At 64.4% G+C, this 1,275-nt stretch carries 1 protein-coding gene; it reads right to left on the bottom strand.

From position 1 onward, the window contains the following. Positions 1–28: 28 nt before the first annotated feature. Positions 29–1,210 carry an LLM class flavin-dependent oxidoreductase gene (locus KN815_RS49100; RefSeq protein ID WP_216348202.1) on the bottom strand — a complete coding sequence of 394 codons (1,182 nt, stop codon included), beginning with the start codon at positions 1,208–1,210 and terminating at the stop codon, positions 29–31. Positions 1,211–1,275 lie beyond the last annotated feature (65 nt).

Genomic DNA, 1,275 nt, shown 5'->3' with positions numbered 1-1,275 from the left:
TCGCCGGTGCCGTGGTTGTAGAGGTCGGTCATCGGCTGGTCTCCTTGTGGTGTGTGGGGTTGTGCTGGGAGTGGAACTGGCGGAGTGCTTCTTGGTGGGCGGGGCGTGCGGCTCGGATGTCGGCGAGTACGTCGTCGGCGGGGCGGACGACGTTGCGGGGGTTTTTGAAGTGGGGGATGACGTATTTGCCGAAGAGTTCGATCGAGCGCAGTAGCTGGTGGTGGGGGAGGCTGTCGACGCGTAGGACGAGTGCGTCGACGCCCATGTCGGCGTATCGCTGTACGTGTTCGATGCAGTGGTCGGGGTCGCCGACCATGAAGCCTTGGGAGCGTTCGAACATGTACTCCTGGTCGTTGAAGTCGATGTTTTTGACGGCGCCCATGTAGGCGTAGTCCTGTGAGAGCTTGGAGAGCCGTTCGTAGGCGTCGGTGGAGAGTTTGGCCATCTCGAAGAGGGGTTTGGCCTCGGTGCGGGCTTGTGCTGTTGTCTCGGCGCAGTGCATTCCGCCTGAGACCGCGACCATCTTGCGTGGTGTGATCGGGTGGGGGTGGTCGGTGGCGGCGAGTGTTTTGTCGTAGAGCTTCACCATGTTTTCGACGAGGTCGAATCCGAGGTAGAGGCCGCCCATGATGGCGCCGATGCCCATGGTGGCCGCGGTTTCGACCGAGCTGGGGCTGCCGGCGGCGGCTGAGATGGGTGGGTAGGGCGTTTGGAGGGGCTTGGGGACCAGGCTGCGGGGCGGGATCTTGTAGTGCTCGCCCACGTAGGAGAAGGGGTCGTCGAGGAAGGCGCGGCGGATGAGTTCGACGCCTTCTCGCCACTGGGACTTGTTCTCGGACGGGTCGACTTCGAAAGCGCGCAGGGCGAGGGTGGTGTTGCCGCGTCCGGTGCCGAGTTCGACGCGGCCGTTGGAGAGGATGTCCTCGGTCGCGACGCGCTCGGCCACGCGCAGTGCGTGGTTCATCCGTGTCGGCAGCAGCGTCACGAGGTGGATGAAGCGGATCCGGCTGGTGAGAGCCATCAGGTACGGGTAGAGCACCTCCGGAGCGGAGACCGAGGCCGTCCCGAGGGCGACGTGCTGCTCGGAACTGCCGAAGGCGTCGAAGCCGACGCGCTCTGCGAGCAGCACCTCCTCGACCAGTTCCCGGTAGCGGTGCTCATGTGTGAGCCCGACCGGGGTGTCCCCCTCGGTCATGAGGATGAAGTCCATACCGACCCTTCCGTCGAATGTTATTCGTCGATAACGTAGGGCGCAGCACAGCCCAGGTCAAGGCC

It is taken from the genome of Streptomyces niphimycinicus, from assembly GCF_018883605.1.
Classification (GTDB): domain Bacteria; phylum Actinomycetota; class Actinomycetes; order Streptomycetales; family Streptomycetaceae; genus Streptomyces; species Streptomyces niphimycinicus.
Note: the sequence above shows the minus strand (reverse complement) of the source record. Positions and strands in the feature narration are given on the sequence as shown.

What these genes read in the sequence shown, in the direction of transcription:
- KN815_RS49100 (WP_216348202.1), bottom strand. Translation starts at nt 1,210, where the DNA reads ATGGACTTCATCCTCATGACCGAGGGGGACACCCCGGTCGGGCTCACA.